This window comes from Anabaena catenula FACHB-362 (assembly GCF_014698735.1).
Taxonomy (GTDB): domain Bacteria; phylum Cyanobacteriota; class Cyanobacteriia; order Cyanobacteriales; family Nostocaceae; genus Anabaena; species Anabaena variabilis_A.
This window is the reverse complement of the sequence record NZ_JACJTQ010000094.1, coordinates 1-5,385: the sequence shown is the minus strand read 5'-3', so window position 1 is coordinate 5,385 and position 5,385 is coordinate 1. Positions and strand designations below refer to the sequence as shown.

3 protein-coding genes are annotated in these 5,385 nt (G+C 41.4%); all 3 read right to left on the bottom strand.

Features of this window, described 5'->3' with window-relative positions; translation table 11 throughout:
- Positions 1 to 183: 183 nt before the first annotated feature.
- From H6G68_RS26485 to H6G68_RS26475, 3 genes are read right to left on the bottom strand one after another with little or no spacing between them, the layout of a single operon-like run.
- Complete coding sequence (locus H6G68_RS26485) at positions 184 to 1,800, bottom strand: WD40 domain-containing protein (RefSeq protein WP_190909305.1); 1,617 nt, start codon at positions 1,798 to 1,800, stop codon at positions 184 to 186.
- A 16-nt stretch (positions 1,801 to 1,816) separates the two neighbouring features.
- Positions 1,817 to 3,250: a lipase/acyltransferase domain-containing protein gene (locus tag H6G68_RS26480; protein ID WP_190909304.1), complete on the bottom strand. Its 1,434-nt coding sequence runs from the start codon at positions 3,248 to 3,250 to the stop codon at positions 1,817 to 1,819.
- Positions 3,251 to 3,264: 14 nt separating this feature from the next.
- On the bottom strand, positions 3,265 to 5,277 hold the full coding sequence (locus H6G68_RS26475; RefSeq protein ID WP_422596890.1) for a caspase family protein: 2,013 nt from the start codon (positions 5,275 to 5,277) through the stop codon (positions 3,265 to 3,267).
- Between the last annotated feature and the right edge of the window lie 108 nt (positions 5,278 to 5,385).

Here is a 5,385-nt window from a genome sequence, read left to right as displayed (position 1 = left end):
GCCTGAGCCTATTTTATTATCCCAGATTTTTGCCAAACTCACCTCTTTTGGTCGTATTCACAATGCTTCTACAGCCGTTTAACCCTCGTAATTTGGCTATAGTATTGTTAGTATCACTTATTTGGTTGATTTATTCAATCATCAGTTTAGGTTATTACTTGAGGTCAACGTCAAAAGTCTTCATCAAGCGGCATCCGTTGCTTGAACTTGCCAAAGCCTGATCTCAAGATCATCGCCGCCACTAGCCAGAAAATTTCCATTTGGGCTAAAAGCGACAGCACGAACTTCACCCAAATGACCAGTGAAGGTTTGAAGAATTGTTCCTGTTTTTAAATCCCAAATCTTCACAGTATAATCCGCACTAGCACTAGCAATTTTTGTACCATCTGGACTAATAGCAACACACCAAACACGACCTGCATGACCTTCGAGGATGTGGGGTATCTTCTCTGTTCCAGTGGTTAAATTCCAAAGTTTGATTGCTCTATCTGCTCCGCCACTTACCAATGTTTGACCATCAGGGCTAATTGCCAGCGATGAGACTTCACTCAGATGAGCATAGGCGATGATATGGAGTGGCTGATTAGAGTTCTCATTTAATTGCCAAACTTTAATCGTGCTATTGACACTACCACTTACCAAGATTTGTCCATCTGGACTGAAACTCAGGGAAATAACTGGACTGCTATGTGCTTGGAACGTGCGTATCCATTCGCCAGTTTCCAAATGCCATAATGATACTTTGCCATGCTCTGCTCCAGTTGCAAAAATTGGACTTTGAGAGTCTGGGCTAATAGGCAGGGAATGAACAAGAGTAATGGGCTTGGAAGATGCGTGGATGGTATAACGGCAGTCTCCAGTTTTTTTGGCTGTTAGTTGATTTTTATCCCAAGCTTTGACGTTACCATCTGCACTACAACTCAGCAATAGTTGTCCATCAGGGCTGATGCCAACGCCCTTAACTCTATCTCGATGACTTGTGAGTAAATGTAAAAGTTGCCCCGTTTCTACATCCCATAATCTGACTGTTTTATCGTTACTGCTACTTAATATTGTTTTGCTATCGGGACTGAAAGCCAGAGAACGAATCCAGTCTGAATGACCAATCAGGGGTTCAAGTTGAGATTGATTGATAAGCACCGGAGGATTTGCAGATGTAACAATAGTATTGAGGTTCTGTTTTTTCTTCAGTACAGGAATCAAGTGGTCGGGAGAGACTAGAGTTTGCCTATCTTCAGGAGACTGAATTGGGATCAGTTTACGGCTTTGAGGGGAGGGAGAAGAAAGCTCCATCTGAATTGAGTTGCACCCTAGCTCATAGGCATCTTCAACAGTTCTTCCAGCCCCAACGCTATCATAAAATCCTATGGAAAAGGCGATCGCTGCTTCATCCCCAATTTCGCGGCTCATGCCAATCACATAATTAATATGCTGGATAAGTGCATCTGCTTGGACTTCAGAGTAACAGGCGTTCAGCAGGATACACTCTACCTTGTCCGAGAATTGTTTAAATAGTTTTGAAAGTGCATCACTATTGACAAAATGCTCATTACCATGATCATCCTCTAACACCAATCCATCTTCTCCACTGCCATGTCCACAAAAATGAACAATTTGTGGTTTTACCTCCAGCATGGCGCGTCTCAAGTCAATGGGGCGAACTGCTCCCCGTACTTCGATGTCAAATTGATCGCGGTTTTGCGATCGCCTCAGTCCTTCTCGAATATCTCGGATTTCTCGATCCAAATCAAGAACTGAGGTTCCTTTAGGATTAGATGCCAGGATCAAAATTCGTTTCATGCTGGATTGCCTACCTCTACCGAACAACTTCAAACAGATCGTGAACAGGAGTTGGGGCTTGATCGCTTAAGTTTTCTGTTTGCACTCTCACTCGATAAAGTCCAGGTTGCAAGTGATCAATTATCAATAGCCAGTCACGTTCTCGTTCCACAAAGTCAAGATTGACAGCAGGTTGCTCATGGGAAACCGATGTGATTTCGGCTTGAAGTTTTCCAAATGAGATTGCCCCTGTTACTCTTGCCCGAATGCTTACAGGTTCATCGGGTAAATACAAATCATCTAAACTGAGACTGATAGCTGCTTGGGGAGCTCTTACATTTGCCAAATCAAACTGGCTCAACTCTAGACAGTTGAGTAGGTTTTGTAGCACTTGCTTTTGATTTTGCAATGCGCCATGTTGTTCAGCAATGAAAAAGTTATCAAAGTTCTTTGATCGCTCTATTGGGATAGCCGAAACTTGGGGAACCGTACCGTCACCATCACTTAAGTCAAATCGATTGTGAAGTACACCTGGTAAATCTTCACTCGCCGTCAGTTTGCCGTTTTCTAGAATGGCAGATTGCAAGGTTGGCTGCTGCACACCAGCGATCGGCACAACAGTAAACGACTGGCGGTACTCCTCCAGTTTAAGGTTTTGTTCTACGGCAGTCTCAATTTCTCGATGAAACGCTAAGGCATCTTGCGCTTTACGTTTGTCAATGTTAGGCAGTCCGTCAGCTTCAGCAATACGCTTGTAGCTTTCACCGATTTTGACTACTTCGTAGATGGGCAGCAGTTGGTAAATGGAAGTGAGCGATCGCATTACTTCTGTAAGATCGAGAAATTGCTGCTTGTAGCCATTTGCCAAAAAGTTTACGGCTTTGAGAGAACCGCGATAGGGCGTACCGAAGGTAAATAAGGCACGAGAATCACGCCAACCTTCTAAGACTTCCAGGTAATAGCGAGAGACTAAACCTCCCATACTATGAGCCATCAAAATCACTTTAGCGTCAGCAGATCCACTGGCTTCACGCCAACGTTTTAGACGCTTATCGATCAGTTTTTTCAAGATGTGTGCATTGGCCCGATTATCCCGTCGCCAGTCGTAGGGAAACTGGTAGAAGTTGGCAGCTTTATCGTCTGGATCGTTATAAATATCACCTGGAGTAACATTAAAGTTGTCAGTAATCAAACGTGAAGTTTTAGTGTAACCGTCAATTTTCCAAAATCCTGGAATGAGATGGGTATCTTGAATCAGTGAAGTTGCTCGAATGCCATCACCTAAGCTTTCAGCATTTGGATCATCCTGACCTAACTTTAAGTTATGGATTGTGTTACTTAAATTAGTTAGGGCTTGCCAGATCGCCTGACCTGATACTGCCCAAAGGTCTTTGCCATCTTTTTGTAAGACGCTTCCCAGAATGCCGGGAAGGATAACGATCATATCTTTCATGGGGACTTTGTTAGCCATAGTGTTCTCCTATGTTATTGAGGGGAAATTGATTTGCGCGATCGCAAAAACTCTTCTACTTCTTCTTCTTGTCCCAGTGGAGAGCCTCCTTCAAGATAAGTCTCAAAGGCTCGTTCAGCTTCAGTTAAGATTTCTTTTTCAACCATTGCCCGAAGCGCCTGACCCAGGTAATAGTGTGCTGTTACATTATTAGGATCTTGCTGCGTTGCAAGACGAAGTTCTTTCACGGCATAAGCTGGATCGCGCTTGCTTTCATAGAGAACTCTTCCCAGCCAGTAGTGCGCTTCGGGATAGGGTTGAGTTTTTCCTTTTGGTTCCGAATTTTGTTCAGAAACTTGCTTTAAAGCAGCTTCTACCGAGGCAATACTTTTGTCATAGTTTCCAAGTGTGTAGTAGGCAATTCCAAGATTGAAGTGGCTTTCTGGATCAACACCGTTGCGTTGTTGAATCAGTCTTTTCAAAAAACTGATGGTTTGTTCTATAGGTTCCTGCTTGATTTTGCGTAAAAGTTCATTGACTAAATTGCAACGAACAGAATTGTCAAATAGGCGAGTGTCTAAATCAGTGCCTACAACAAATGGTTGAGTTTCAGTGGATATAGATTTAATCAATTGATTGTAGGTGAGCGTGCCTGTTTTGTCTTCAGACAAGCTTTTAGTAAGATTGTATGTTAGTACGCCATAAATTAATTTTTGAAAGTCATCTCCATAATTTTTTTCAACCCCCAAAGCCCCCTCATCGATTTCATTGCGGATAGAATTTGTATATATAGAGAGACAGCCGATTTTTAGAGAAGTATTCGACAATAATTGAGATCTACGCTCGTTAGATTTAGATATATTAGATAAACTTTCTTGATCGGCTCTTCCTCCCTCGCGTTTACTTGGAAGCGAACGTTTATCGGGAGGAACAGATCGAGGGCTGTACCTTCTTACTGTAGTTGACTTTGACCAACTAGCATCAACAATCGTAACTAGGTTGGTGGGGCGATTACTAACAATTTCCGACAACTCTTTTAGTTCGATATCAAATACATCACCTTCTCTGCTATCTACGCCAAGGATTGTTAAGTTGTCAGAGTTCCAAGAGCCATGTCCTGCAAAGTAAAACAAAGCAGGTACTTCATATGATTTTTCAGTTAACTCCTTAAATTCATTTAAAATCGCCTGACAAGTAGCATCTCGATTAAGGATAACTTTTATATTTCCCAATTGAAACCCGTATTTACTAATTAAAATATCTTTTAAAAGAAGTACATCATTAATTGCCCCATCAACTGCCTTTATGTCGGGGTTTAAGTAATCCTTTATTCCAACTAATAAAGCATAACCAGTAGAAAAATAAGGGTCTTTGAGAGCTTCGATTTGAGAAATTAATTCCTGAAATTGAGTGAAGTTCGCTGTTGAGTCTGCGGTTGTTATATAATGCTGAAATGTTTTAGATGAATCTGTATAAAGTCTCTGTTTAAATTGAGCAGTACCCAATTCAAGTAATATAGCAGGATCACTATACTTACTTTGGCTCAAAGAGATTTCTAAAGCAGTGATAGCAGTTTGAAAAGCGCATTTTTCCAAAAAAGCACGGCCTACGTTGTAATGAAGTATAGAAAATGGAACATCTAGGTTTTTGATCGCATCTTTATACCGTGTATTCAGATTATCAGAATTTAATGCAGAATAATTTTTATACCAACTCAAGTCAAAGATATCAGGACAGTAATCTAGCCTTGTAGAAAACAGTTTTTTAGTAAGAGGATTATCTACAAAAAAAGGTCGTTGTCGTTCTCGTCGCGAATACGTTTCTCCATTTGCTTCGACTATATCTCTGACCTTTGAAAAGACATCAACTTGCTTTGCCTCTTCTGAAGCCTGTTGTAGCTCGTGAGCAACCGTGTAACTGAAAAGTCCATATCCACGATCATCAATGTTTATTTCACGGCTCATCTGCCCTGGAGAAGCTCCTAAAAAAAGTGTACAGTCTTTTCTTTGCTTAAAAAGTTTAACGAGTTCTTCAAATTCGACACTGATTAGACATCTCCGGAAATAGCTAAAGTGTTACTGCCACTGCTTTTAAAAGTGAGATGCCCCAATGCAAAGGTAGCTGGCTGGTACGCTAAAATAAGCGTTAGAGATGCC

Excerpts from the sequence above, each read along its gene's own strand:
- H6G68_RS26485 (WP_190909305.1), bottom strand. The coding sequence starts at position 1,800 with ATGAAACGAATTTTGATCCTGGCATCTAATCCTAAAGGAACCTCAGTT.
- H6G68_RS26480 (WP_190909304.1), bottom strand. The coding sequence starts at position 3,250 with ATGGCTAACAAAGTCCCCATGAAAGATATGATCGTTATCCTTCCCGGC.